Here is a 24,557-nt window from a genome sequence, read left to right on the forward strand (position 1 = left end):
ACCCCAGTTAAAACTGAGGTTTTACAACAACTAAAATCACAACAGCAAATAAAATTAAGGTTGGCATTTCATTGAAGAAACGCCAGAACTTATGTGATTTGTAGTGAGCATTTCCAATAAGCTTTTTGCGATAGTAACCACAAACTAAATGGTAGATCACTAATAAAGCCACTAATCCAACTTTTAGATAAAACCAAGTGGCTTCATGGTAATGTCGAGTTGCATCGCCCCACTCTACAAGAAAGTGTGCGGTAATTAATGTGGCAATCATAGACGGCCACATAATACCTCGATACAACTTACGTTCCATCACTTCAAAGCGTTGATGACTTGCCGCATCATCACTCATTGCATGGTAAACATAAAGACGTGGTAAGTAGAACAAAGCAGCGAACCAACAAACCACAGCAATAATATGTAATGCTTTTACCCACAAAAAAGCATCAGAAGGTGCATCCATCGATAATCCTACGCGGGATTATGCATCCCACTTCTTGAAAATTAGGCAAGCGTTAACACCGCCAAAGCCAAAACTGTTACTCATTACAGTATTCAATTTTGTATCACGTTTTTCAAGCACAATATCAAAGCCTTCAGTACCTTCATCAAGCTCAGTCACGTTGATGTTTGGCGCGATAAAGTCATTTTGAAGCATTAATACAGAGTAAATTGCTTCATGAACACCAGCAGCACCTAAGCTGTGACCAGTCATAGATTTAGTTGAACTAAGTGGTGGAACTTTACCTTCACCAAAAGCACGTTCCATTGCTTTAAGCTCAGTCACGTCACCTGCTGGTGTAGAAGTACCATGTGTATTTACATAGTCAATTTTATCTACGCCGTGTTGTTTCGCTTCTTCAAGAGCCATCAAGATACAGCGAGTTGCACCTTCACCACTTGGAGCGACCATGTCAGCACCGTCACTGTTTGCAGCATAAGCAACAACTTCAGCAAGAATATTTGCACCACGTGCTTGAGCATGTTCAAGAGATTCAAGAACAACGAAACCGCCACCGCCAGCAATAACGAAACCGTCACGGTCTTTAGAATATGGGCGAGACGCTGTTTCAGGTGTGTCGTTGTATTTAGAACACAAAGCACCCATTGCATCAAACAATAGGCTTTGAGACCAGTGATCTTCTTCACCACCACCAGCAAGCATAAGGTCTTGTTTGCCTAAAGCGATAAGGTTATATGCATAACCAATTGCGTCTGCAGAAGTTGCACAAGCACTTGCAATTGAGTGAGCAATACCTTGAAGTTTAAATGCTACACCCACGTTTGCAGTGATTGTATTTGTCATGTTACGTGGAACAAAGAAAGGACCAACTTTACGAGCACCTTTAGTTTCTAAAAGCTCAGTCATTTCTACAACAGAAGCAGTTGAACCACCGCCTGAACCACCGGCAATACCATAACGTGGATTATCTGCTAAATCTTCTGCTTTTAAGCCAGCATGTTCAACAGCTGCAACAGCAGAGTTATAAGCGTACATTGCACATACGCCCATGAACCGTTTTAATTTACGATCAATATTGTCAAAATCTTGTTCTGCCGCAGCGCTGACATGACTTTTAAAATTGAGTTCAGCATAAGTTGGGTTAAAACGTGTCCCGGAGATTCCATTTTTAAGTGAATGAGTAACTTCTTCTAAAGAGTTACCGATACATGAGTTAATACCCATACCAGTGATTACAACACGTTTCATCTACAGGTCCCTTTATGGTGATATTTAAAGTCTATGATCATGAGCAGCTATTAAATGATAGGAGAATATAGCTGTAAGAACAGTAGACCCATGTTTTCGTTGCTACCATGATAGCAGAAAGGTTTTTTATTTCTTATGGCAAATCTTTATGTCAATTTTGCATTTAAAAAAAATAACCAAATACACAGTATGTTGCATTTAGGGTTAACTAAAATACACACATTCAAGTTGAGATAAATCCACATTCCACCTAGTATTTATCTCTAATTAGATAAATTAAAAAATCGAGGTACTGGATGACAAAATTTAATAATAATCAATCTGACAATTTGTTTTCTCAGGTCTTCGGAGTGGCTAAAAAGCTCAGTTCTACTGGTTTAAACATCTTGCAGCAAAGTCAAATTGGTGAGGTAAGTAAATTGGTTGAGCCACTTTCAAATGGCAAAACAGTAGAAGGTAGTGCCAGAAATAAAAGTCCGTTTGAAGTGGAGCAGTATGAAAGCCCACAACAAATGTTACGTGAACATTTACCTAAAGTTACTCGTCAGGTATTTGGACGCCATTTTAGAAAGGTCAATGGTATCGCTACATTTATTTCACCTGACTGGAATGAAAAAATATCAAGCTATTTATTTGATTGGTTGAATGACTTTAGTTCGAAAAGTACGTTAACTGAAAAAATTTTAGAAGAAGCGGGGGCTAAAGACTTATTTGAGCTTACAAAAGATACCTCACGCTCCCAACGTTTAAGTCAGGCACTTATTGAACAAAATAAATTGATTGCCAGTATTCAAGGTGCAATTACGGGCGTATCTGGAATGGTTGGAGCAGCCATAGATATTCCAGTTTCATTAGTCCTTGTTTTGAGAACAATTTACCAAACAGGTAGATCACACGGCTTTGATTTAACCGAAGCAACTGACCAAGACGTTGTTGAATTTATTTTTAAAGAAGTTGATATCAGCTTAATTGCGGAAAAGCAGACTTTACTCTTGGCACTTAAAGCCTTACGAAATATGTTGGAGACTCAAGATATTCAACAGTTCCAGCAAGTACTTGGCTCTTCAAATGATATTGAAACCTTAAAAAGCTGGTTAGTTGATGAAAATGGTGAGTTTAAATGGAACTGGTTAAATAAAGTTCCGCAACTTGCTGTGGTAGGCAAGTTTACTCCAGTAGCTGGTGCAGTGCTTAGTGCTGTTTATAGTTGGAAGTTACAAGAAGATGTAGGCCATAAGGCACAAGCTATTTTCGGTGCAGCAAGACATTATTTAAATGAACATCCAAATGAGCATTTATCACCATTACAGGCGTACTATGCGGCGGTAACTCTAATTCAAAAAGCGAGTCCACGTCTTTTAAATGTGGGTGAAAATGGTAGTGTCCATGCTACGCAGCATCATAAAATTGAAAATCATGATGTAATTTCAAAAGTATCTGTTGTGGTCAAATCAAATACTTCTGAAAAAAGCGAAGAAAAAGTTCAAGAAAATGTTCACCAAGGAATTGAGCATCTTGCAGAGAAACATGTAGTTGAACATGAACATAGTGAACAAAAGCCAGCATTAGAGCCTGAAAGTGAAGAAAATGATGATGTTATAGAGGGGCAAAAGTACTCTTAACAATACAATTACAAAGGTAGGGTTTGAAAACTAAATTTCACCCCTATTTAAATTTGTAAATAATCCTGTCAATCATTGATATGGTCAACATTTGGCAACTGCTGCCATGTTGACCATTTTTGCATCTTGGCTTACAATTATGTGCCCTTAAAAAGAGGTGTTTTCTTTTTAAGGTTTTTTAATAACGGGAGAATTGCCATATGGCAACAACGAATCAGTTGATCCGTAAGGGTCGTACGACTTTGGTTGAAAAATCCAAAGTTCCTGCGTTGAAGGCTTGTCCACAACGTCGTGGTGTTTGTACACGTGTTTATACAACTACACCTAAAAAACCTAACTCAGCTATGCGTAAGGTTTGCCGTGTTCGCTTAACTTCAGGTTTTGAAGTATCTAGCTACATCGGTGGTGAAGGCCATAACTTACAAGAGCACAGTGTTGTTCTTATCCGTGGTGGTCGTGTTAAAGACTTACCGGGTGTACGTTACCATACCGTTCGTGGTTCTTTAGACTGTGCTGGTGTTAAAGATCGTAACCAATCACGTTCTAAATACGGTGCTAAACGTCCTAAGAAGTAATTCTGGGAAACTAGTCCAAAAGCCCTTTAGCGTTTCGCTTGTTTGAATTCTTCATAGATTTGTAATTCAAGCGACGTATAGTAAGGCCAGCGTCGTGTACATGACACTTGTACAAACTGCTGGATCATCCTGAAGTGTCATATTATTAGGTGTATTAAAATGCCAAGACGTCGCGTAGTCGCTGCTCGTGAGATCCTTCCAGATCCTAAATTTAGCAGCCAAACAATCGCTAAATTCATGAACCACGTAATGCAAGATGGTAAAAAATCTATTGCTGAAAGTATCGTTTACGGTGCTTTAGAACGCGTTCAAGAAAAAAACAAAGTAGACCCAGTTGAATTTTTCGAGACTACTCTTGAAAAAGTTCGTCCTATGGTCGAAGTAAAAGCACGCCGTGTTGGTGGTGCTACTTATCAAGTACCTATGGAAGTACGCCCATCCCGTCGTACTGCCTTAGCAATGCGTTGGTTAGTAGATGCTGCTGCTAAGCGTTCTGAAAAAACTATGGCTTTACGTCTTGCTGGCGAGTTGCTTGATGCAGCTGAAGGCAAAGGTGCTGCGATCAAAAAACGTGAAGACGTGCACCGTATGGCAGAAGCTAACAAAGCCTTCTCTCACTACCGTTTCTAAGCGGATAAAACAGTCCCTAATCAGGAGAATACTCATGCATACAGTAGCTAGATTCAACATTGCTCTCTACCAAAGTGGGGGCTTTGCGGGTATTTAAGTTGCCCCGCTTGAGTATTCGTGCGCATCAATTTAATTGGTGCGCCCTGTTTTAAAGATAACATTTAGGAATGTAGACATCATGGCTCGCCAAACCCCAATTACTCGTTACCGTAACATCGGTATCTCTGCGCACATCGACGCAGGTAAAACAACTACAACTGAACGTATTTTGTTCTACACAGGTGTATCTCACAAAATTGGTGAAGTACACGACGGTGCAGCAACAATGGACTGGATGGAACAAGAGCAAGAGCGTGGTATTACAATTACCTCTGCTGCAACAACTTGTTTCTGGTCTGGTATGGGTAACCAATTCCCACAACACCGTATCAACGTAATTGATACACCGGGACACGTTGACTTCACAATCGAAGTTGAGCGTTCTATGCGTGTTCTTGACGGTGCTTGCATGGTTTACTGTGCAGTTGGTGGTGTACAGCCTCAGTCTGAAACTGTATGGCGTCAGGCTAACAAATATAAAGTGCCTCGTTTAGCATTCGTGAACAAGATGGACCGTACTGGTGCAAACTTCTTCCGTGTTGTTGAACAAATGAAAACACGTCTTGGTGCGAATCCTGTGCCAATCGTTGTGCCAATCGGTGCTGAAGACACATTCACTGGTGTAGTTGACCTTATCGAAATGAAGGCAATTATCTGGGATGAAGCTTCTCAAGGTATGAAGTTTGAATACGGCGAGATTCCAGCTGACCTAGTTGATACTGCTCAAGAATGGCGTACAAACATGGTTGAAGCTGCTGCTGAAGCTTCTGAAGAGTTAATGGACAAATACCTTGAAGAGGGTGATCTTTCTAAAGAAGACATCATCGCAGGTTTACGTGCTCGTACATTAGCTTCTGAAATCCAAGTAATGCTTTGTGGTTCTGCATTCAAGAACAAAGGTGTTCAACGTATGTTGGACGCTGTAATTGAATTCTTACCATCACCTACAGAAGTTAAAGCGATCGAAGGTATCCTTGACGATAAAGACGAAACTAAAGCGTCTCGTGAAGCATCTGACGAAGCTCCGTTCTCTGCGCTTGCGTTCAAAATCATGAACGACAAATTCGTAGGTAACTTAACATTCGTACGTGTTTACTCTGGTGTTCTTAAACAAGGTGATGCTGTTTATAACCCAGTTAAATCTAAGCGTGAACGTATCGGTCGTATCGTGCAAATGCACGCAAACGAACGTCAAGATATTGATGAAATCCGTGCAGGTGATATCGCAGCGTGTGTAGGTCTTAAAGACGTTACTACTGGTGATACATTATGTGATGAGAAAAACATCATTACACTTGAACGTATGGAATTCCCAGATCCAGTAATTCAGTTAGCGGTTGAACCAAAAACTAAAGCTGACCAAGAAAAAATGTCTATCGCTTTAGGCCGTTTGGCTAAAGAAGACCCTTCATTCCGTGTTCACACTGATGAAGAATCTGGTCAGACAATTATTGCTGGTATGGGTGAGCTTCACCTTGACATCATCGTTGACCGTATGAAGCGTGAATTCGGTGTTGAAGCGAATATCGGTAAACCAATGGTTGCTTATCGTGAAACGATTAAGAAAACTGTTGAGCAAGAAGGTAAATTCGTACGTCAAACAGGTGGTAAAGGTAAATTCGGTCACGTATATGTTCGTTTAGAACCGCTTGACGTTGAAGCTGCTGGTAAAGAATACGAATTCGCTGAAGAAGTTGTTGGTGGTGTAGTACCTAAAGAATTCTTCGGTGCAGTTGACAAAGGTATTCAAGAACGTATGAAGAATGGTGTCTTGGCTGGTTACCCAGTTGTAGGCGTTAAAGCTGTTCTTTTTGACGGTTCTTACCACGATGTCGACTCTGACGAATTGTCGTTCAAAATGGCTGGTTCTTACGCATTCCGTGATGGTTTCATGAAAGCAGATCCTGTTCTTCTTGAACCTATCATGAAAGTTGAAGTTGAGACTCCAGAAGACTACATGGGCGATATCATGGGTGACTTAAACCGTCGTCGTGGTATGGTTCAAGGTATGGACGATCTTCCTGGTGGAACAAAAGCAATTAAAGCAGAAGTTCCACTTGCTGAGATGTTTGGTTACGCGACTCAAATGCGTTCTATGTCTCAAGGTCGTGCGACATACTCAATGGAATTTGCTAAATATGCTGAAACTCCACGTAACGTGGCTGAAGGCATCATCGCTAAATTCCAAGCTGGCGGTAAAAAAGGTGACGACGAGTAATCTTTCGATTACTATAAGCCCTAACTAATTCTTAGTTAAAAACCAAGTGCTCATGGAGCGACCCTCCATGAGTAGTTAATAAAGGAAGATCATCATGGCTAAAGCCAAGTTTGAACGTAATAAACCACACGTAAACGTGGGTACAATCGGTCACGTTGACCATGGTAAAACAACTTTAACTGCTGCGATTGCAACAATTTGTGCAAAAACTTACGGCGGTGAAGCGAAAGATTACTCACAAATCGACTCAGCACCTGAAGAAAAAGCACGTGGTATTACAATTAATACATCACACGTAGAATACGATTCTCCAACTCGTCACTACGCACACGTTGACTGCCCAGGCCACGCCGACTACGTTAAAAACATGATCACTGGTGCTGCTCAGATGGACGGCGCGATCCTTGTATGTGCTGCAACTGACGGTCCAATGCCACAAACTCGTGAGCACATCCTTCTTTCTCGTCAGGTAGGTGTACCTTACATCATCGTATTCTTAAACAAATGCGACCTTGTTGATGACGAAGAATTACTTGAATTAGTAGAAATGGAAGTACGTGAACTTCTTTCTACTTATGACTTCCCAGGTGATGATACTCCAGTAATCCGTGGTTCAGCTCTTGCAGCGCTTAACGGTGAAGCTGGTCCTTACGGTGAAGAATCAGTTCTTGCTCTTGTAGCAGCACTTGACTCTTACATCCCAGAGCCAGAGCGTGCAATCGACAAAGCATTCTTGATGCCAATCGAAGACGTATTCTCAATTTCTGGTCGTGGTACAGTAGTAACAGGCCGTGTTGAAGCTGGTATCATCAAAGTTGGTGAAGAAGTAGAGATCGTTGGTATTAAAGATACAGTTAAAACAACTGTAACTGGCGTAGAAATGTTCCGTAAACTTCTTGACGAAGGCCGTGCAGGTGAGAACTGTGGTATCTTACTTCGTGGTACTAAGCGTGAAGAAGTACAACGTGGTCAAGTACTTGCTAAACCAGGTACAATCAAGCCGCACACTAAATTCGACGCAGAAGTATACGTACTTTCTAAAGAAGAAGGTGGTCGTCACACTCCATTCTTAAATGGTTACCGTCCACAGTTCTACTTCCGTACAACTGACGTAACTGGTGCGATCCAGTTGAAAGAAGGCGTTGAAATGGTAATGCCAGGTGACAACGTTGAAATGTCAGTAGAATTAATCCACCCAATCGCAATGGACCCAGGTCTACGTTTTGCGATCCGTGAAGGTGGTCGTACTGTAGGTGCTGGTGTTGTTGCTAAAGTAACTGCATAATCACTTTTCAGTGAAAAAAGCGCTCCTTTTGGGGCGCTTTTTATTAAATTTAATCAAATTTCATTTGTTTAATAATTATAAAAAACAATGACTTATAAATTATATTTAATTTGCTTGCAATTCAATTTGCATAGAATTTAAAATCAAGTGCAACAAAAGTGCAGCAAGATTTTAAACAATGGCGACCTTTCAAAAACGCAATGGTAGAGTGACAGCTACCGTTAGAATTAAGCCGCATCCGGCTAAATCAAAAACATTTGATACTTTGCGCGATGCAAAGAAGTGGGCGCAAGAAACAGAAGTAAGATTAAAGAATGAAAAGTTAGAGATTTTCGACCATATTATATTTAAAGATGCCTTAATTGAGTACCGTGATACTGTCTCTATTAATAAACGTGGCTATGAAAAAGAACGAAGAAAAATAAACTTTTTATTAAAAGCCATGTATGTAGATCAGCCGCTCATTCAAGTTAATAAAGACTTCTTAACAGAATGGCGTGAGCAAAGGCTTTTAAATGTTAAAGGTGCCACGATTAGGCGTGAGTTTATTTTGCTGTCAGCTTTTTTCACTTGGTGCATTGAGGTCAAGCGATGGCTATCAGTGAACCCTCTACGTGAAATTAAGTTCCCTTCAGAATCACCGCATCGAGAACGTGTAATTAGTGATGAAGAAATAGAAATTTTATTACCTTTCTTATCTACTGAGATGCGCTATATCTTTTTAATCGCTTTACAAACTGGAATGAGACTTTCAGAAATTTGCAATCTGAAATGGGAAAAAATTAGATTGAGTAAAAACTATTTAATTTTAGACCTTACAAAAAATGGTCGTGCAAGGGAAGTGCCTTTAAGCTCCCAAGCGGTTGAGATCTTTAAATCCATCGGCCCAAAAAAGCAAGGGTATGTATTTAGCATAACTAGCGATGATGCAACCGATGAATTTCGTGATGCTAAGTTAGAAGCGGGTTTAGAAGGTTTTACTTTCCATGATAGCCGCCATACTGCAGCAACTAAAATTGCTTTAAAAATCCCGCTGCTTGATCTGTGTAAAATGTTTGGGTGGAGTAATCCGCGGCGTGCGATGATTTACTACAATCCCACATCTAGTGAGATTGCAGCGCGGCTTTCACAGCCGTAAGCGAATAACGGCCTTTTATATCTTTGAATCTATGCTCTTTGGCTAACTTCTTAAATGAATGGTAGGATAAGCCCGGTATACGTTCACATAATTGCGTAATGTTAAGCAGCTCATCGCCTTGGGCTGCTAAGACTTTGGATACCGCATTTTCACAAGCTTTCTCCATCAACTGCGCTAATTCATTCGCAGGCATAGAAACAAATTTAACTTCTGTCATTCCACACCATCCAATGCATCAAGAATAAGAATTAATTGCTTTTCAATCTCAGCGCCTTTCTTGAGGCCTAAGCCATCCATAAGATCCAAAACAATATCCCTTGCCCCATTAATACGACAGAACAAATCAAACTCCTGTGCTTCGAGTTTTTGGGCGCTATTTACAACCTTTCTCAGTTTCAAAGCGAGCTTATCGCGTGATTTTGGCTCGAACTCTGAATTTTCTTTATCCAGTCCACGAGATAATGAACCTAGTTGACACATAAGTTTAGATGGCTGTTTCATAGTTACGCTCCAAAAACTGAGGTTAAATCAATGTTAAAAATTGCAAGCCAAGCATCTCGGTGATATGAATTTACTTCGGAGAAGCGTTGACCCTGTACAGTCGCTTTTTTAATTTCTAAATGGTGCTCACGACTATATTTAGAGAGTAGGCGACCTTCTTTATTTCCAAAGTTAGTTTTGAGTTTTGTGTTGATTGAGGCCACCGCAGCGAAAGAAATGGATTCACCTAATTTCTGCTTAAGGTCTTCATTTTCACGCTTGAATTTAGATGCGGTTGCCATAGCTGTAGCCTCTCGGCGACTACCAATTTCCGCTTTGGTTGTAATAGCATGGTCACGTTCAGCCTGAGCTTGTTGTAATTCTTGAGTCTTGCGAAGAATCACATTATTAGCTACCTGTAATGCCTTAGCCATTATGATTTCGGGATCATCGTTTTCCTGACCTGAAATATAGCCACCATTTTTACGAATACTTGGTAATACATCAGAAGTAACCCATTTCTTAAATTGCTTAGCTTCAGGTTTACGACTTGTTAGAACTAAAGAATAAAGACCAGATTCATTGACTAAATTAGTAGGCCTATGGCTACCCTCAATAGTACTGAGGGTAATTTCTTCAGCATCCAATCTACTGGCAGCCATGCTAACATTACCAATCTCTAAAACATTACAAACATCAGAAAGAACAAACCAAATTTCACCATCCTTTTTTACGATGGTGCGAACTTCTTTTTGATTGAAGTTAAAAACAGATACATTGTTCATTACTTAATCTCCTCAACCTTTTCTGCAATTTCCTCCAAAATTCTCCACCCATCCAATCTGTGAAGCGGTTCCTGTACTCCACTGGCATCACATTGCTGCTGAACTATTTTTTCAATTGCCACTACAACTTTTCTAGTTCTTGGTACCAATATGCAGCCTTCAAGCTTCTTGTTTGCCCGTTCTGTAGCTGCTTGCCAAGCTATGAAACTACGTTCACGTTCTCTACTATTTGCTGGACTGCTATAGACACGGTTATATAAGTGTCTTGCTTCCACATCATCTAGCTCATTTCCGCAGTTGTCGTTCCAGTCTTTAAAGTGCCAATCGTCAAAAGCTGCACGGTCATTTACAATACTTTTATTTGACATGTCTTTAGCCCTCGTTGGTAATGCCAAGCTCTTTTTCAAGTCGCTTCTTCTCAATACCCAAGTACTCCAATGAAATAATGGCGTTATTTGTGACCATTGCCTTAGGAAAAGCTTTTTTAAATTGTCGAAACTTCTCTTGTGCTTCATCAGCATCATTTGTATGAAAACATTCACTAACCATCAGATAATCATCACCCACTATTAAATGTGGTTCATTAACCTCTAGATCTAAACCAACAACTGAGTAAACTGGATAATCCCCAATTGGTTTATTAGATTGTGCAGATTGCCAAAAATCCCAAAGTTGACGAATTTGTTCCTTAGACCAATAAACAAATCCACTATCATGAATGAAGTAATCAAATAGATCCGAATTTTGATAAGTTGCTGCCAGGTCACCTACAAACCAAAGCTTTAGACAATGCAATTTAAACTGCTCAATTTGGTGGCCAATAAGCACTTTATTCATTTTTTTCATGATCACGCCTTTAAATGATTTTCAAATTCTTTAAAAAGTTGGGTAGCTGCTTTATTCATTTTTCCGTCATACATGATGTGTACGTTTCTAGGAAAAAGTTTGCTGACCGTGGCGCAATAAAACTCCATGCGCCCACAAGGTCTAACAATTCCGCGATACCCAATCTTTATAAGCCATATTAGAAACGCCTCGAATTTCACCTCCCTAGAGAGGTCGGCGTAATTAACGCCGTCCGTCATTTTTAAAACCTTCTGCAAGTGTTTTAGAGATGGCTGCATTCGCTGGAGCTAAATGATTTGTGTTGATTTCTTGCTTCTCTGGGACAACCTCAAGGTGTGTAATATTATTTTTCAGCTCATCAAGTTGATACTGGCCACCAGTTAATTGAGCAAGTTCGCCGTTGTGATAATCTTGAGATAAATCTGCATGTGTTTTGGCAACATCAATCAAGCGAAAGGTTTTATCAAAGGCAAACTTACTTAAGTTATGGTCCTTAAGTTTGTCAACAAGACTTAGCTCAATTGCAGAGAGTAGGGCGTTTATATCGCCCATATCATTTTTCGCTTCGCTACGTGCTGTAACAAGATCATCCACAGTCACGCTTTTGTTTTCTGGAAAAAGTTGTGAACTAGTACGCATGATTATTCCCCTTTATTTTTAAGTGAAGCTAAGCGCTCTTTGTGAGCATCGATTAGAGCTTGATAGCAATCACTAGTACGGCCATCTAAAGCCATTAAATCTTCAGTGGACACAACGCCTGAGCGAATCTCAACTTTGCGACCAGGACATGTTTTGGAAAAATACTGTTTTGCACTAATGGCATCTAACAAATCAATAAACCACTCTGATGACATAGAGATGCCTTGGTCAGACTCATCTAATGCTGTAGCCATGTAATAGTGACAAGCACTTTCAGTGTTTTGAGTTTCTTGCCAAACCATCATTTCTTCATAATTTGGTACAAGTTCCACCAACTGTTTCTGAGACATTTTTTTTGATGCGTAAGTTTGTGAGGCGGAATTCATGCTGGTTAAGCCAAACTCGCTCCCACATAGGTACGTTTTCATCTTCAAAATTTAAAAAAGAGGTATCAAAGGCACCTGCGGTAATGTAGTAATCCACTTCTGGATTTTCACTTTTCAAGCTTTCTAGCTTTCTTTCTGCTTGATCAAGATGAAAGAAAGGGCGATTAATTATTCCAAATGGGTAAATTTCTTTGCCTTCTGCTTGGATTGAAAAGTGATGGCAGACTTCTTCATCAACCATCCATGCATCTATTTGAGCAAGCAATTTTTCAAGAGTTCTACTTTTGTTGGTTGAACGAAGGTGTGAATTAATACTGTTTTGTTGACTAGTATCTGTGATTTGGTTCATAATGTGACCACTCAAGAGTTGCTTGTCCCGATCCTCGACCAAAATTTTCAGGACAAAAATTTATCTTAAAATACCAGAGCATTGACTCTGGGTTTCGTGTTTATAAAATGAATCAATCATTTTGTGTAATTTAAGATAAATCATTTTGTTTAAACTAGTCAAGATAATTTTAAATCATTTTGATTAATTATTTTTAGTTAATAAAAAAGCCCGCTTTTTTGAATAGCGGGCTTTTTTATTTTATTTTTCTTAATCTAAATATATATTCTGCATGGGTTGAACTGGATACTCATGCACATGCTTACTTGGCGGGATGATATCAGATACCGCAACAATTGCAGACACATCCTCCATATCAATAGTCATCCTTGCCTCGCCATTTACAGCTAAAAGATGAAGTACATTATTAACGATTCCAATAAATTCTTTAATGGTTCGTCTACCATCTTTCAGTTGAACCTCTACAAATTCTGTAGGTGTTGGCTCTGCATCTGGATCACAAACCACATACCAACCATTACGAATAGCAGGATACATTGAATCACCTGTACCTCTTACAGCGTAAGCATTTGGCCCTGCCGTAAGAGAGGGTACATAGCCGTCTCCGCCATTACCTAAATATCCCATTTCAGTGTAATAACCATCCATTCCCATCTTCGAGTATGACTTCACAGGAACCCAACCACCTCGTTTAGTATCTGTGGTGATTTTTTTATTTCTAACACTATCAATGGATGGTGAACCCTTTCCAGTAAGAATCCAGCCGACATCAATATTAAATTTATTGGATACTTTGAAAGCACCAGTTTTTGAAATACCTCGGCGCTCCCAATTGTAAACAATTTGAGGAGTCTCATCTAAGGCGTAAGCCAAATCGGCCCCAGTGATTTTTGTGACTTGGTAGACGCGTTCCATTGTTGGGTGAATTTGCTTCTTTTCCATGACTCTCTCGGCAAGGCTTAGAATTAATTGCTGCAAATAATAACACATTTTGTGTAAATCAAAATGATTGAATGATTTTTTTGTTTGTGTATACTGAATCAATCAAAATGATTTATTTCGAGGTGCTAATGAGTAGTGTCCAAAAAGATGCTGAGCTTATCGACAAGCACGGAGGTGCTACTGCACTGGCTCAAACCTTGGGCTACAACGTTCAGCGTGTTCAAAACTGGAAAATTAGAGGCATTCCCGCTAAGGAAAGACTTAAACACCCTGAATTACTCTTAGTCGATTTTATTCCAACACCAAAGAAATAAAAACCGCCATCTGCTGTAACAGATAGCGGTTTGAATATCGTATTTGGAGCAAACCAAAATGAATGAACAAATCTTAGCACAAAATTCAGACTGTGCAAGCCCATATGATGATGAGGATCAAGTCCTTACTCAATGGCAAGTAGATCATGATGCTTATGTTGAAACGCTTGATGCTTATAGAAAAGCACATACGGATCTTGAAAAAGCTTTAGGAATTGAGAAGGACTTTGACAAAACTTCTCATAGCGCAAAGGAAATCATTGAAGACTTGCGAAAGAACTGGCACCTGTACGCACTAATCAACCGCTTTGAGAGCGCTGTAATTAACCGTCTAAGAGCAAAGGATAAGTTGTAATGCACGATAATAATTCTATTGATGGCGGGGTAATTTTGCCTGATCCATTAATTGATAGTGATGTGGATTTACGCGACTTTGCATACATGCCACTTGATGTGGTGCGTTTCAGAGACAGCGATTTCACAGCTATTACAGATGGGGAAGCATTTAAGGCAGGTGTTTTGCTTTGGTGTGCTTCATGGCATCAAGTGCCTGCTGGATCACTTCCAAATGATGATCGTATTCTTGCAAATCTTGCGGGTTTTGGTCGCTTCATTGGGGAATGGGTAAAGGTTAAAGCTGAGGCATTGCATGGCTGGAAAGAGTGCAATGATGGCCGCATCTATCACCCAACAATCTGCGAGAAAGCACAGGAAAGCTGGGCATCAAAACAGGGCCATCACTACGCAAAATTTGCGGACAGAATGCGGAAATACAACAAAAAGCTTGAGTCAGAAGGCAAGAAATCCATAGATATTCCAACAAGTGAACAATGGATAGCTGCTGGATGTCCAAAAGATTGGGTTGAGTCTTCCACAAGTGTTCCACAAGAATTCCATCGGAATTCCAACGGAACTCCAAAAGAAAGCCAAAATCAATCTAGCGGAATTCCTTCGAATTCTGCTCTTAAGGGAGAAGTAATAGAACATAAGGGAAATAATATAAATATATGTCCGCCTAACGGCGAACCTATGTCTGCTGAAAAGCCTAAAGAGAATTTCAAAAATGAGATTCAAGAGGTTTTCGAGTTTTGGAAAGTGACGTTTAACAAGAATAATCGAACCGTTCTTGATAACCCGCGCAAATCCAAAATTCAAGCAAGACTCAAAGAGGGTTACACGGTTGAAGATATCAAGACCGCTATTGTTGGGTGCTCTAAATCTCAATTCCATATTGAGGGCAATCATACTGATCTAACGCTAATTTGCCGCGATGCAACCAAGCTTGATCACTTTCTTGCCATGTCTAATCCAGCACAGGTAATAGCATGTCCTCAAATTGAGGATGTGCAGACCATTCCTGCTCAATACAAGGTAATTGAGGGGGATTGGTAATGTCATTTAATTCAAATATTCATGATGTGAACATGGAGCAATGTGTTCTTGCGGCTTTAATGGCTACATCCTTGTCACTTGAGTCTATTGGTCAGGAGTTGGATGCAGAATGTTTTTACTCAGATCGTCATCAACAAATATACAAGGCAATCGTAGAGCTTTCTGAAAGCAACCATCCTTACGATGTGGTTATGGTTAGTAACTACTTAAAGGGCAAAAATGTTTTGCATTTGATGGGTGGTGAGGATTATTTGATTCAGCTTATGCAGGATGCGCCAAGTAGTTTTTACAATGCTGAAAGTTATGTAACTCAATTAAAAAAACTCAAGACGCACCGAAAAATTGAGCAAATTGGTTTTCGCATTGCCGCAATGGCTAAAGACACTACAGTGCCAGACGCATTCATTGAAGCTGAAAATCTTTTGAGTCAAATCGATAAAACAGAAGATGGCGATATGGGCGCAAGCTTTGGTGAAGCATTGACTAGCGCATTGGCGCAAATGATAGAGAAATCAGAGAAGAAAACTAAGAATCAATTATCTGGAGTTAGATTCAATCTTGTAACGCTCGATAAGATGCTTGGCACAGTACAAAACGGTCATTTTTGTGTTGTTGGAGGTCGTCCTGGTTCTGGTAAATCAACTCTGGCACAAATGATGGCAATTGATACTGCTATGGTTAAAAAGGAGGGGGTTCTTTTTATATCAGCAGAAATGGACAAAGAGACACTCTCAAACAGAATGTTTAGTTCACTTAGTTCTATTCCATATGACAACTTGCACAATGCAACACTTTATGACGGATTACTAAAGGAATATGCAAGGTATCGAGAGGTTTACAGCGGTCTACCAATTTGGATCGAACCAAAGCAGAAACCAAGCATAAGTGAGGTTAGAGCCTACGCGAGAAGAGCAAAGCGCCGTTTTGCCAAAGCAGGTACCAAACTTGGCTGCATCATTGTTGATTATCTTCAGCTTGTAAGAGATCCAAGCAAAAAAGACCGCTTTCAAGAAGTTGGCTCTATTAGTCGTGAACTTAAATCTATGGCTAAGGAGTTTGAATGCCCGGTTGTAGCGCTCGTTCAATTAAATCGTGAATCAGAAAAAGGTAAGAAACCGAAAGCTTCTGACATTAAGGAATCAGGGCAGATCGAGCAAGATGCAGACCAGATCATCCTTGTTAATCCATTAACTGATGACAAAACACTTCAACCTCTCGGGGTTACAGAATTAATTATTGCCAAAAATCGACACGGGAAAAGGGGGGCAGTCAGAGTTCAAGAGCATTTAGACATGTGTAGATTTAAAGCCATTCAGGAGCTAGAAGAATGAAAACATTCCTAATCATTATGACTGTTATCTGTATTGCTGCTTTTATGGGACTGGTTGTAGCTGCAATAGCTGCAAAGCTGTACCAGTTTTCAGGAAGTCTAGCTAAATTTCGCTTTTCACTAGCCTTCATGGATATCACTTTTTTCTTTTTATGTGTATCGGCTCTGGCTGTATTTGATGGGGGTAAGTATCTGGCGTTCGCTCATCTAACCCAATTCTTGTTGGCTTTATACCTAATTTTTTACCGTTCTAATAAGTGGGAGCGTAAAGCATGAAAGAACAAATGACTTACAAAAAAATGATGTCCTTACGCAGCGCTTATGGACAAGGGGTAAGAGATGCGGAAACCCGTGCAGCAAATTGTTTATACGTAAAATTAAGAAGGTCAAATTTGATAGAAAAGTTTAAAAAAGAAAGCGAGTCGGGATATGACGGAGTAATCAGAATTTGCATGAACAATCAGGAGGTATTGAACGTTATTGCTGGTGGAGATGTGAATGCTAATTCGCTACTTAATTGGATTAATCCTAACTTTGAAAAGCAATTTAAAGAACTAGCCAAAGGTTTTGGAAGGTTGATGAAAGATATTCGCAAAAGCTTTCCAGATGCAAATTACCTTATTGTTGGTGATGGGATAGCTTTAATGCTTGGACATTCACATAGCGATACAGGGGAAGTTCAAAGAGAATTAGTAGCTGTCCATGGTGGTTTGGTGGATATGTCAAGTGGGGAGCGCAAAGCATGAGCCATAAAATAATTAAACCCGACCTTGATTTGGTTTTTGCGAGATTTTCTATTTTTGGCATGGTGGCAATTGTATATACAGCGCTCTCTGCAAATGGCTTCCCGTCATGGTTTTTATGGCTCGTTCTCTTATGGGGTGTGTTCTCAATATTTGAGGCAGCGATTAAAGCGGATGAGGTTGCTGTAGAGGCAGAAGCAACACAAATCAGAATAGGCAAACTCAAGTGGCTGGTAAACCATCAACACAAGATCATTACGCAGCATGACCAGTCTTTAGAGCGAATGCTTGAATTTAAAAAGCAGATTAAAGACCACGTTTTAAGCTTAAGAAGTGAATACAACCTTTGGTCCAATGAGGAGATTCCGCAGGTAGAGAAACAGCTTGATCATCTTGAAAATTTGATCGAAGCCAATAGCCAGAAATGTAAGTGTACCGACTTACCAAAAGCACAGAAATTCTTTAACAAGCTGATCATTTGCCATCAGTGCGGAAAGGAGTATTTGATTTGAAGTGGCAGACAATAATTTTAGATTTAATAAGTTTGGTTGAGGGTTGGGTTCTATGAAATTCAAAGTTGATGTGGATGCATTAAAGCTCACCATGCAATGGCAAGGATTCTTTTTGAAGGGTTGGTTTAAGGATCAATGGTATGACCTTTTGGACTATTTGGAGGTAACTTTAAAAATACTCTTAATCCTTCTACGGGTTCTGTATTCTCCAATTTTAATTATCTATGTCGTTTGGCAAACCAAAAAAATGTACAGACAAATAGCAAGTGGAGAAGTCAATAGAGAAAAAGTCAGAAGTCACATCAAGAGATACGGTAAGTAAGGGGAAAAATAATTATGAATTCAAAGTTACATATCATGCAAGGTGTAGACTGGTCTAAATATGATTTGCCGGAATGGTTGCGTCAATTTGGTTATTGGCAAGGGGCAGTGATTCGATTTGGTGGATCTACTGAAAACCCGTTAGTGGGGGCGATTAAGAAAGCAAAACTAAGACTTAAGAAGGGCGATAGAGAAAAGATCATTTCCTATTACCTATGTGACGAAAACTTTATTGATAAACACTCAAAAAAACCAAATGTCTGCCTAATTACAGATGACGAGGCTAGAGCCGTACAGCGCTTGATTATTGATATTTTAGACGGTTGCACTTCTGAGGCTATGCTTGATTGGATGGATGCAATTATTGAGCGTTATTTCAATCAAAAATCATGGACTCAGTTAGTAACTCCAGAGCGAACAGCCATGGATGCAAAATACGATGTTCGTTGTGGCTTAGCAGCTTTGCACAATCGCTACCAGTTTATTAGATATAAAAATGGCTCAGTATGATCTAACTATTGATATTTATTGGTAATTCAGATAATTGTATGAAGATTAAACAACGGTGAGCAAGAATGATAGAAAATCCGCAACATTTTAATTTAATAACAAATTTTGAAGAAATCACATCTAGACCTAATTTTGTTGAAAAAGTGACGATTGCTAGGGGTGAGGATGTTCAAAACACTATCTCTGATTTAGTTGGTTTTTATGTGCTAAGGGATTTTGTTAGTTGTGGGATTTCTAGTTGTGGAAAGAAACATCAAAAAGGTTATATCGCAGCACTGCATGATGGAAATGAAATTATCATTGGCCATAAGTGCGGGAAAAAACACTTTGGTGTGAGTTTTGATGAAAAAGCTAAACAATTCAAGCATCTTAGAGACAATGCGAATCAATATCTGCAAATTAAGGCAATGTATGAAAAGCTGCCACAGTTAAAGGAAAGTCTAGAAAGAATTTTGAACCAGTCGGGCAAAATGACATTCTTGCAAATAAAGATGGCAGTAAAGAGCTTTAAAGAAGATGCATTTGATTACTGGATGCGAAGGAGAATTGGACAAGAGGTAACAAGCAACGGATCTATTTTATTGATGACTTCAAAACAGAAGAAGAAATCAATGCTGAAATCCTAAGTGGTAGAAAGAACATCTCAGACATCAAGCGGGTTTTGGTCGCAAATATTGCTGAATATGATGTTATCGCCAATTGGCATAATGCTGAAAGGTTAAAGGACTACTTTGATCGTCTGTACAGGGAAATCAAGAACCCCAACCAAATGGACGGGGTGGCAATTAAGGCATTATCCAAAAAGCTTAGACAGCATGACCAAAATTTGAGGGAGTTGGAGGACTATATAAAAAGAGGTAATCGCTTATTTACCCCTGAAAACCTAGTTCAATTCTCCGTGTTATTTACAAAACCACATGATCAAAAAATTATTGAGAAATATGCAAATAATTTTGCTTGAGCACTTGACCCTGATCAGGGCTAGTGGTATTTTTATGTTAAAGTTGTGCGAAGTGTAAATAAGGTGCAACTAAATTAGTAAGTAACCCTTGCACCATACGCAAGAAGGCGAAACTAGATCAAAGCCTGTCATTAAGTTGATGGGCTTTTTGCGTTTCTGGTCCTACCTATTAGGGAACCTTAAGTTAATAGGCGCTCATCTTTTTGTGATGAGATTTGCAGTATTTGTATTGCAAACGGTGAGATGCTGAAACCTGCCGTGTAGATGGTTTGAATCCAGTATGATTTCGTCACATGCTGAGTTAGCCGTAGAGCCCTAAGTTGTGGGTGACACCCCGCCCAAAGCGAACGAAAGACACAAAAGCCGATCAATAGCTAACTTTGAGAAGCAAGTAGTGTTGAGTAGCAGTAGGCCACAGTACTGAGAAAGCTGTGGCAATTCAGGAAGATTAAACCAAGTCGGTCTATGGGTCGCTGTCTTGAAAACAGTTGGGTGTTACAGCCGTGTGAGTTCGAGTCTCACATCTTCCACCAAGAATATCTCGCGGGAGGTGCTTTGTTGGGGCACCTCTCAATTTTGCCGAACGGATTACGGCGCATGAAGCCCTGCCAAATACTAGTTATTGGCGGGGCTTTTATTTTTGGAGAATGCCAATGGATGACTATTCAAAACGAATGCAAGAAAGAATTAGAAAGGCAGACCGAGCAGATCGTATTCATAGTTACATTTGTTTGGGTTCAATCTTGGTTATCTTAGGTCTGGCTGTCTACGGGGCTTACAAGCTATTAATGGGGTGACTATGGACACAAGCGAAGCCAAGAAAAATCTAAATAAATATTCGGATGAATTAAACCGCTACCAGAACTTATCTCGCACTGGGTTAAGTCGTGAAGAAATGCTTGTTATAGATCGAATCATTATTCGACTGAGAAACAAGATTAATAATTTACGGTCTATGTTGAATGCGTGATGCCAAAAGACTAGCCGAAGTACGCAAGCTGCCATGCATGAGATGTGGTGCACCAGCACCAAGCCAAGCCGCGCACTCTAATTCAAGCAAAGACGGTAAAGGCAGATCTATTAAGGCTTGCGACTCTAAAACTGTTTCTATGTGTTTTTCCTGCCATCATTTATTTGATACCTACCAACTAGGCAACAGACAGGAAAGCGAAGACTTATTTAATAAGTGGCTTAAGCGAACCAACGCAATGCTTGAGTCTGATAAAGAATTATTTTGAATTATAAATAACCCAAACAAACCCATTAAAAGCGGTGGGTTAAGGTATAGGTGGGAATATGGAACCAGCAACATTCCCAATCAATAGTTATTCAGGAATTGTTCAGGTAATTAACTATCTGAACAATAACCACTCCAAAGCAGCCGCAGAAGGTAAACCTTTAGTCGTTAGAATCAACCAGAAGGAAGACGACAGGAGCGCCGCACAAAATCGGCTTTATTGGGCTTGGCTTGAGCAGATCAAGCAAAAGACCGGTAACTCAAAGGATGACCTTCATTTACTTTTTAAGAAAAAGTTTCTTGCCCGGATCTATGTTGAAGGTCGGCAAGAGACTGCAGAAAAGTACATGGCTTTGCAGAACTTTAAAGATGTTATTCAAGCATTCGATGGACCTAAGCGCCGTCAACTTGAAAAGGATTACCAAGTTTTGGTCAATACCTTCATTAAAGACCACCTGCAAAGCAAGAAGGCCACCATTAAAGAATTCACCAAATATCTGGATAAGATCAACATCTATGCACATAGAGACTTGGGCGTGATGTTGATTATCCCGGATGACCTTAAGTGGTGTTATCAAAATGAGCAATGATTCAAATTTGCAAGACGTGGTGCTTAAGCTGATAGAGCAAAACAATAAGTTGATTGAACAAAACAGCTTGATTGTCCAAATCAATGCTGAGCAAGCCGCCCAATTAAATGAAGTTCTAATGATGTTTGAAGACGGCGAACCAACACGTAAATCTACATCATTGGATGGGTGAATATAATGAATAAAGGCCAGCAATTTTTCTTAATTGATGAAGATACTCGGAAGATGTGGGATAAAAATGCTTTAAGTATGCTGGAACAGACTAGAACTCCTGAATTGAAGCGCAAAGAACTGGAGCTTGAATTAGTTAAACTGGTTCAAAGTTATCAACGTGACGGTTTGGATATCGATTGGATATCCATTGACTTACTTAATGGTGTAGATGCGCGAGTAAACTTAAATGAAACTCCAAACATTCAAGAACAAGTTACAGACGCTACAGGCACAGAGAACACCACAAAAGATTGACAGCTCATGGCGTTATGTGAAATAGGGTGAATATTGTGAAGACTCCTACATGGCGAAGTGACAAAAGAACATCGAGTGAACGTGGATACAATTCAAAGTGGCGAAAGGCTAGAGAAACATATCTACGTTCAAACCCACTTTGTGTAATGTGCAAAGAGCAGGGCAAGGTTGAAGTTGCAAATGTGGTCAATCACATTGTTCCGCACAAAGGGGATCAAGCATTATTTTGGGATAGAAGCAATTGGCAAGCAGTTTGTAAGTTCCATCATGATTCAACGATTCAAAGACAGGAAAAACTAGAAGTTGTTATAGGTTGTGATGATCGTGGCATTCCACTCGACCCAAATCACCATTGGAATAAAAAATAAAAAAATCAATGAGGTAGGGGGGAGGGTAAAATTTCAAAATTATTTTATTTAGAGACCGCCACCGAAATCACATTTTAATTCTATTGGGATTTTAAGGGTTAAAACACATGGCAGGAAGAAAACGATCTGACAGTACTCATGTCAAAACGCAACTGGTAGATGATCAAGATATTGCACCACCAGAACACGTTCAACTTCGAGATATTGATATGCCATTTTGGTATGCTCTCGTGCGCGCGCGCGTAAAGGAAAGTTGGAATACGGTAGACCTGCAACATGCAGCAAACTTAGCTCGTTGTCAGGCAGACATTGAGCGAATTCAGCAAGAGATTCTGATTGAGGGTGACACGCTGACGAATGATCGAGGAACGGTTGTCCTCAATCCTAAGCATTCACTACTGGAAACACTCAGCAGAAGATCAATTGCACTGTCAAAACATATCCAGGTGCATGCTGTGGCAACGGTTGGGGATTCAGATAAACAAAGAGGTAAAAATTCAGCCGCTGCAAAAGGAAGACAGACAGCAGAAAAGACAAAGGGATCAGATGATTTACTGGCTCGACCGAGCTGATTTTTTATTACCTATCGTCTTATAGGTGAGTTATGACACGTGGTGAGCGAGTAATCGCATTTATTGAAAGATATTGCAAGGCTCCAGAAGGAGCACATGTTGGGCAGCCGATTATTCTTGAGGACTTCCAGAAAAAGTTCATCTTAGATGTTTATGACAATCCGCATGGAACACATACAGCAATATTGAGTATTGCTAGAAAAAATGGGAAAACAGCTTTAATCGCGGGCATCCTTTTAGCTCACTTGATTGGCCCAGAAGCAAAGCAAAACAGCCAGATTGTTAGTGGTGCATTATCAAGGGATCAGGCTGCCATTGTATTTAAACTGGCTGTAAAGATGATCAACTTGAATGAGGAACTTCAAGACCTAGTTCATATCATCCCATCGACAAAAACTCTAATAGGATTAGCGAAAAACGTTGAGTTTAGAGCCTTATCTGCTGAGGGTAAAACAACACATGGTTTATCTCCTATTCTGGCGATTCTTGATGAGACAGGTCAGGTAAAAGGGCCGCAAGATGAGTTTGTGGACGCAGTGGTAACAGCACAGGGTGCACATGAAGCGCCACTCTTGATGGTGATTAGTACGCAGGCTGCTACTGATGCAGACCTATTAAGCATCTGGATTGATGACGCTTTAAAAGGCGAAGACCCAAAAACAGTGTGTCACCTATACACCACACCAATGGATAGCGATATTTTAGATAAGAACTCATGGAAGCTATCCAATCCAGCATTGGGTAAGTTTAGATCGGAGCCTGATATGCAGAAGTTAGCAGAAAAGGCTAGTCGGATGCCGAGTGCAGAAAACACTTTCAGGAACCTAAACTTGAATCAGCGTGTTTCTACTGTTTCACCGTTTATTGCAAAACAGACTTGGGATACTTGCCTTGGTGAATTGCCGCCAATTTACGAGTGTGATGAAGTATGGGCAGGACTGGATTTATCAGCTCGAACAGACTTAACAGCATGCGTATTTTTAGGAAAAAAAGACAACAAGTTTCATGTTTACCCGTATATCTGGACTCCAAGTGTCGGACTAGATGACAGGGCAAAGCGTGACCGTGTGCCGTATGACCTGTTTGTTAAACAAGGGCACATGTTCACCACACCAGGCGCAACTGTAGATTATGGTTTCGTAGCGCAAATGATTGGTGAAATTGCATCTGATTTAAAGATATTGCATGCAATTGCATTTGACAGATGGCGTATCGATGTATTCAAAAAAGAATGTGACTTGATTGGCTTGGAATTGCCATTAGTTCCATTCGGGCAAGGTTTTAAAGATATGTCCCCAGCTTTGGACACATTAGAGGCTGAGCTTCTTAATGCACGAATTATCCATAGTGATAACCCTGTTCTTGAACTTGCAGCAGCAAATGCTGTAGTGGTTAAGGATCCTGCTGGGGGTAGGAAGCTGGATAAGTCCAAAGCAACAAACCGCATTGACCCAATCGTAGCATTGGCTATGGCTTGTGGTGTGTCTAATTTCGAGGAAATTAGGCAAGCAGAATACAACGTCTTTTTCGTCTAATT

General features: G+C 40.0%; 38 protein-coding genes and 1 tRNA gene. 27 read left to right on the forward strand and 12 right to left on the reverse strand.

The genetic code is table 11. From position 1 onward, the window contains the following. Nucleotides 1-7: 7 nt before the first annotated feature. Both hemJ and EGT34_RS15595 read right to left on the reverse strand, forming a co-directional pair. Nucleotides 8-460 (reverse strand): protoporphyrinogen oxidase HemJ, encoded by a 453-nt coding sequence (hemJ, locus tag EGT34_RS15590; RefSeq protein WP_000339888.1) that lies wholly within the window; start codon nucleotides 458-460, stop codon nucleotides 8-10. Between the two features lie 18 nt (nucleotides 461-478). Further along, nucleotides 479-1,708 carry a beta-ketoacyl-ACP synthase II gene (locus EGT34_RS15595; RefSeq protein WP_000832710.1) on the reverse strand — a complete coding sequence of 410 codons (1,230 nt, stop codon included), beginning with the start codon at nucleotides 1,706-1,708 and terminating at the stop codon, nucleotides 479-481. Between the two features lie 296 nt (nucleotides 1,709-2,004). Here EGT34_RS15595 and EGT34_RS15600 point away from each other — a divergent pair, with 296 nt between their 5' ends. From EGT34_RS15600 to EGT34_RS15625, 6 genes are all read left to right on the forward strand, one after another. Beyond that, nucleotides 2,005-3,330: an EcsC family protein gene (locus EGT34_RS15600; protein ID WP_000160004.1), complete on the forward strand. Its 1,326-nt coding sequence runs from the start codon at nucleotides 2,005-2,007 to the stop codon at nucleotides 3,328-3,330. Nucleotides 3,331-3,530: 200 nt separating this feature from the next. Further along, nucleotides 3,531-3,905 (forward strand): 30S ribosomal protein S12, encoded by a 375-nt coding sequence (rpsL, locus tag EGT34_RS15605; RefSeq protein WP_000246374.1) that lies wholly within the window; start codon nucleotides 3,531-3,533, stop codon nucleotides 3,903-3,905. A gap of 159 nt (nucleotides 3,906-4,064) precedes the next feature. Next, nucleotides 4,065-4,535 carry a 30S ribosomal protein S7 gene (gene rpsG, locus EGT34_RS15610; RefSeq protein WP_001138055.1) on the forward strand — a complete coding sequence of 157 codons (471 nt, stop codon included), beginning with the start codon at nucleotides 4,065-4,067 and terminating at the stop codon, nucleotides 4,533-4,535. Nucleotides 4,536-4,713: 178 nt separating this feature from the next. After that, nucleotides 4,714-6,852, forward strand: a complete 2,139-nt coding sequence (gene fusA, locus EGT34_RS15615; RefSeq protein WP_000113824.1) for an elongation factor G — start codon at nucleotides 4,714-4,716, stop codon at nucleotides 6,850-6,852. A 94-nt stretch (nucleotides 6,853-6,946) separates the two neighbouring features. Further along, nucleotides 6,947-8,137, forward strand: a complete 1,191-nt coding sequence (tuf, locus tag EGT34_RS15620; RefSeq protein WP_001029610.1) for an elongation factor Tu — start codon at nucleotides 6,947-6,949, stop codon at nucleotides 8,135-8,137. Between the two features lie 178 nt (nucleotides 8,138-8,315). Continuing rightward, nucleotides 8,316-9,275, forward strand: coding sequence for a tyrosine-type recombinase/integrase (locus EGT34_RS15625; RefSeq protein ID WP_000190202.1), 960 nt, complete (start codon nucleotides 8,316-8,318; stop codon nucleotides 9,273-9,275). Here EGT34_RS15625 and EGT34_RS15630 read toward each other — a convergent pair. The 10 genes from EGT34_RS15630 to EGT34_RS15670 all read right to left on the reverse strand — a co-directional run bounded on the left by EGT34_RS15630 (nucleotide 9,241) and on the right by EGT34_RS15670 (nucleotide 13,702). After that, nucleotides 9,241-9,492 (reverse strand): hypothetical protein, encoded by a 252-nt coding sequence (locus EGT34_RS15630; protein ID WP_017724775.1) that lies wholly within the window; start codon nucleotides 9,490-9,492, stop codon nucleotides 9,241-9,243. The genes EGT34_RS15625 and EGT34_RS15630 overlap by 35 nt on opposite strands. After that, nucleotides 9,489-9,776: a hypothetical protein gene (locus tag EGT34_RS15635; RefSeq protein WP_000813002.1), complete on the reverse strand. Its 288-nt coding sequence runs from the start codon at nucleotides 9,774-9,776 to the stop codon at nucleotides 9,489-9,491. Before EGT34_RS15635 ends, EGT34_RS15630 begins: the two co-directional genes overlap by 4 nt. A gap of 2 nt (nucleotides 9,777-9,778) precedes the next feature. Beyond that, nucleotides 9,779-10,540, reverse strand: coding sequence for a Bro-N domain-containing protein (locus EGT34_RS15640; protein ID WP_002000332.1), 762 nt, complete (start codon nucleotides 10,538-10,540; stop codon nucleotides 9,779-9,781). Beyond that, nucleotides 10,540-10,908: a hypothetical protein gene (locus tag EGT34_RS15645; RefSeq protein WP_017724774.1), complete on the reverse strand. Its 369-nt coding sequence runs from the start codon at nucleotides 10,906-10,908 to the stop codon at nucleotides 10,540-10,542. The genes EGT34_RS15640 and EGT34_RS15645 overlap by 1 nt, the downstream gene beginning before the upstream one ends. Nucleotides 10,909-10,912: 4 nt before the next feature. After that, a complete protein-coding gene (locus EGT34_RS15650) occupies nucleotides 10,913-11,386 on the reverse strand; it encodes a hypothetical protein (RefSeq protein WP_060454567.1) in 474 nt (157 codons plus the stop codon). A 2-nt stretch (nucleotides 11,387-11,388) separates the two neighbouring features. Beyond that, on the reverse strand, nucleotides 11,389-11,625 hold the full coding sequence (locus EGT34_RS15655) for a hypothetical protein (protein WP_060454566.1): 237 nt from the start codon (nucleotides 11,623-11,625) through the stop codon (nucleotides 11,389-11,391). Then, the gene (locus tag EGT34_RS15660) at nucleotides 11,609-12,025 is read right to left on the reverse strand and encodes a hypothetical protein (protein ID WP_060454565.1); all 417 of its coding nucleotides are present in this window, start codon (nucleotides 12,023-12,025) and stop codon (nucleotides 11,609-11,611) included. Before EGT34_RS15660 ends, EGT34_RS15655 begins: the two co-directional genes overlap by 17 nt. A gap of 2 nt (nucleotides 12,026-12,027) precedes the next feature. After that, entirely contained in the window at nucleotides 12,028-12,375 is a 348-nt protein-coding gene (locus tag EGT34_RS21295; protein ID WP_227505936.1) for a hypothetical protein, read from the reverse strand. Further along, nucleotides 12,335-12,760, reverse strand: a complete 426-nt coding sequence (locus tag EGT34_RS21300) for a hypothetical protein (RefSeq protein WP_227505935.1) — start codon at nucleotides 12,758-12,760, stop codon at nucleotides 12,335-12,337. The genes EGT34_RS21295 and EGT34_RS21300 overlap by 41 nt, the downstream gene beginning before the upstream one ends. 249 nt (nucleotides 12,761-13,009) lie before the next feature. Next, nucleotides 13,010-13,702: a S24 family peptidase gene (locus EGT34_RS15670; protein WP_002028118.1), complete on the reverse strand. Its 693-nt coding sequence runs from the start codon at nucleotides 13,700-13,702 to the stop codon at nucleotides 13,010-13,012. A 128-nt stretch (nucleotides 13,703-13,830) separates the two neighbouring features. Between EGT34_RS15670 and EGT34_RS15675 the strand changes: the two genes are divergently transcribed. The 21 genes from EGT34_RS15675 (at nucleotide 13,831) to EGT34_RS15755 (ending at nucleotide 24,555) form a co-directional block, all read left to right on the forward strand. Beyond that, nucleotides 13,831-14,016: a hypothetical protein gene (locus tag EGT34_RS15675; protein WP_002028116.1), complete on the forward strand. Its 186-nt coding sequence runs from the start codon at nucleotides 13,831-13,833 to the stop codon at nucleotides 14,014-14,016. Between the two features lie 58 nt (nucleotides 14,017-14,074). Next, complete coding sequence (locus EGT34_RS15680; RefSeq protein ID WP_060454564.1) at nucleotides 14,075-14,371, forward strand: hypothetical protein; 297 nt, start codon at nucleotides 14,075-14,077, stop codon at nucleotides 14,369-14,371. Further along, nucleotides 14,371-15,408, forward strand: coding sequence for a DUF1376 domain-containing protein (locus EGT34_RS15685; protein WP_060454563.1), 1,038 nt, complete (start codon nucleotides 14,371-14,373; stop codon nucleotides 15,406-15,408). The genes EGT34_RS15680 and EGT34_RS15685 overlap by 1 nt, the downstream gene beginning before the upstream one ends. Then, nucleotides 15,408-16,739: a replicative DNA helicase gene (locus EGT34_RS15690; protein WP_079391551.1), complete on the forward strand. Its 1,332-nt coding sequence runs from the start codon at nucleotides 15,408-15,410 to the stop codon at nucleotides 16,737-16,739. The genes EGT34_RS15685 and EGT34_RS15690 overlap by 1 nt, the downstream gene beginning before the upstream one ends. Next, the gene (locus EGT34_RS15695) at nucleotides 16,736-17,014 is read left to right on the forward strand and encodes a hypothetical protein (RefSeq protein ID WP_034117038.1); all 279 of its coding nucleotides are present in this window, start codon (nucleotides 16,736-16,738) and stop codon (nucleotides 17,012-17,014) included. Before EGT34_RS15690 ends, EGT34_RS15695 begins: the two co-directional genes overlap by 4 nt. Further along, a complete protein-coding gene (locus EGT34_RS21305; RefSeq protein ID WP_223618379.1) occupies nucleotides 17,011-17,484 on the forward strand; it encodes a hypothetical protein in 474 nt (157 codons plus the stop codon). The genes EGT34_RS15695 and EGT34_RS21305 overlap by 4 nt, the downstream gene beginning before the upstream one ends. After that, a complete protein-coding gene (locus EGT34_RS21125) occupies nucleotides 17,481-17,993 on the forward strand; it encodes a hypothetical protein (RefSeq protein WP_075884367.1) in 513 nt (170 codons plus the stop codon). The genes EGT34_RS21305 and EGT34_RS21125 overlap by 4 nt, the downstream gene beginning before the upstream one ends. A gap of 52 nt (nucleotides 17,994-18,045) precedes the next feature. After that, nucleotides 18,046-18,315 carry a hypothetical protein gene (locus tag EGT34_RS15710; RefSeq protein WP_034117036.1) on the forward strand — a complete coding sequence of 90 codons (270 nt, stop codon included), beginning with the start codon at nucleotides 18,046-18,048 and terminating at the stop codon, nucleotides 18,313-18,315. A 14-nt stretch (nucleotides 18,316-18,329) separates the two neighbouring features. Then, entirely contained in the window at nucleotides 18,330-18,824 is a 495-nt protein-coding gene (locus tag EGT34_RS15715) for a hypothetical protein (protein WP_060454562.1), read from the forward strand. Between the two features lie 65 nt (nucleotides 18,825-18,889). Then, complete coding sequence (locus EGT34_RS21310) at nucleotides 18,890-19,450, forward strand: hypothetical protein (protein ID WP_228713128.1); 561 nt, start codon at nucleotides 18,890-18,892, stop codon at nucleotides 19,448-19,450. 35 nt (nucleotides 19,451-19,485) lie between these two features. Next, entirely contained in the window at nucleotides 19,486-19,785 is a 300-nt protein-coding gene (locus EGT34_RS21315; RefSeq protein WP_228713129.1) for a hypothetical protein, read from the forward strand. 442 nt (nucleotides 19,786-20,227) lie between these two features. Further along, nucleotides 20,228-20,318: transfer RNA gene (locus EGT34_RS20915), tRNA-Ser, on the forward strand. A gap of 120 nt (nucleotides 20,319-20,438) precedes the next feature. Continuing rightward, complete coding sequence (locus EGT34_RS21050) at nucleotides 20,439-20,582, forward strand: hypothetical protein (RefSeq protein ID WP_153310298.1); 144 nt, start codon at nucleotides 20,439-20,441, stop codon at nucleotides 20,580-20,582. Nucleotides 20,583-20,584: 2 nt separating this feature from the next. Continuing rightward, nucleotides 20,585-20,755 carry a hypothetical protein gene (locus tag EGT34_RS21055; protein ID WP_162830746.1) on the forward strand — a complete coding sequence of 57 codons (171 nt, stop codon included), beginning with the start codon at nucleotides 20,585-20,587 and terminating at the stop codon, nucleotides 20,753-20,755. 37 nt (nucleotides 20,756-20,792) lie between these two features. Beyond that, nucleotides 20,793-21,023, forward strand: a complete 231-nt coding sequence (locus EGT34_RS15725; protein WP_125551029.1) for a hypothetical protein — start codon at nucleotides 20,793-20,795, stop codon at nucleotides 21,021-21,023. 58 nt (nucleotides 21,024-21,081) lie between these two features. Continuing rightward, nucleotides 21,082-21,612 (forward strand): hypothetical protein, encoded by a 531-nt coding sequence (locus EGT34_RS15730; RefSeq protein ID WP_000433061.1) that lies wholly within the window; start codon nucleotides 21,082-21,084, stop codon nucleotides 21,610-21,612. Then, on the forward strand, nucleotides 21,602-21,784 hold the full coding sequence (locus tag EGT34_RS15735) for a hypothetical protein (RefSeq protein ID WP_024437298.1): 183 nt from the start codon (nucleotides 21,602-21,604) through the stop codon (nucleotides 21,782-21,784). Before EGT34_RS15730 ends, EGT34_RS15735 begins: the two co-directional genes overlap by 11 nt. Nucleotides 21,785-21,837: 53 nt before the next feature. Beyond that, complete coding sequence (locus tag EGT34_RS15740; RefSeq protein WP_060454569.1) at nucleotides 21,838-22,080, forward strand: hypothetical protein; 243 nt, start codon at nucleotides 21,838-21,840, stop codon at nucleotides 22,078-22,080. Between the two features lie 35 nt (nucleotides 22,081-22,115). Further along, entirely contained in the window at nucleotides 22,116-22,448 is a 333-nt protein-coding gene (locus EGT34_RS15745) for an HNH endonuclease (protein ID WP_228158101.1), read from the forward strand. 107 nt (nucleotides 22,449-22,555) lie between these two features. Further along, nucleotides 22,556-23,020 (forward strand): TerS protein, encoded by a 465-nt coding sequence (locus EGT34_RS15750; protein ID WP_125305487.1) that lies wholly within the window; start codon nucleotides 22,556-22,558, stop codon nucleotides 23,018-23,020. Between the two features lie 32 nt (nucleotides 23,021-23,052). Beyond that, entirely contained in the window at nucleotides 23,053-24,555 is a 1,503-nt protein-coding gene (locus tag EGT34_RS15755) for a terminase large subunit (protein WP_060454560.1), read from the forward strand. Nucleotides 24,556-24,557: the final 2 nt, after the last annotated feature.

The sequence above is a fragment of the Acinetobacter sp. FDAARGOS_558 genome, from assembly GCF_003937785.1.
Taxonomy (GTDB): domain Bacteria; phylum Pseudomonadota; class Gammaproteobacteria; order Pseudomonadales; family Moraxellaceae; genus Acinetobacter; species Acinetobacter baumannii.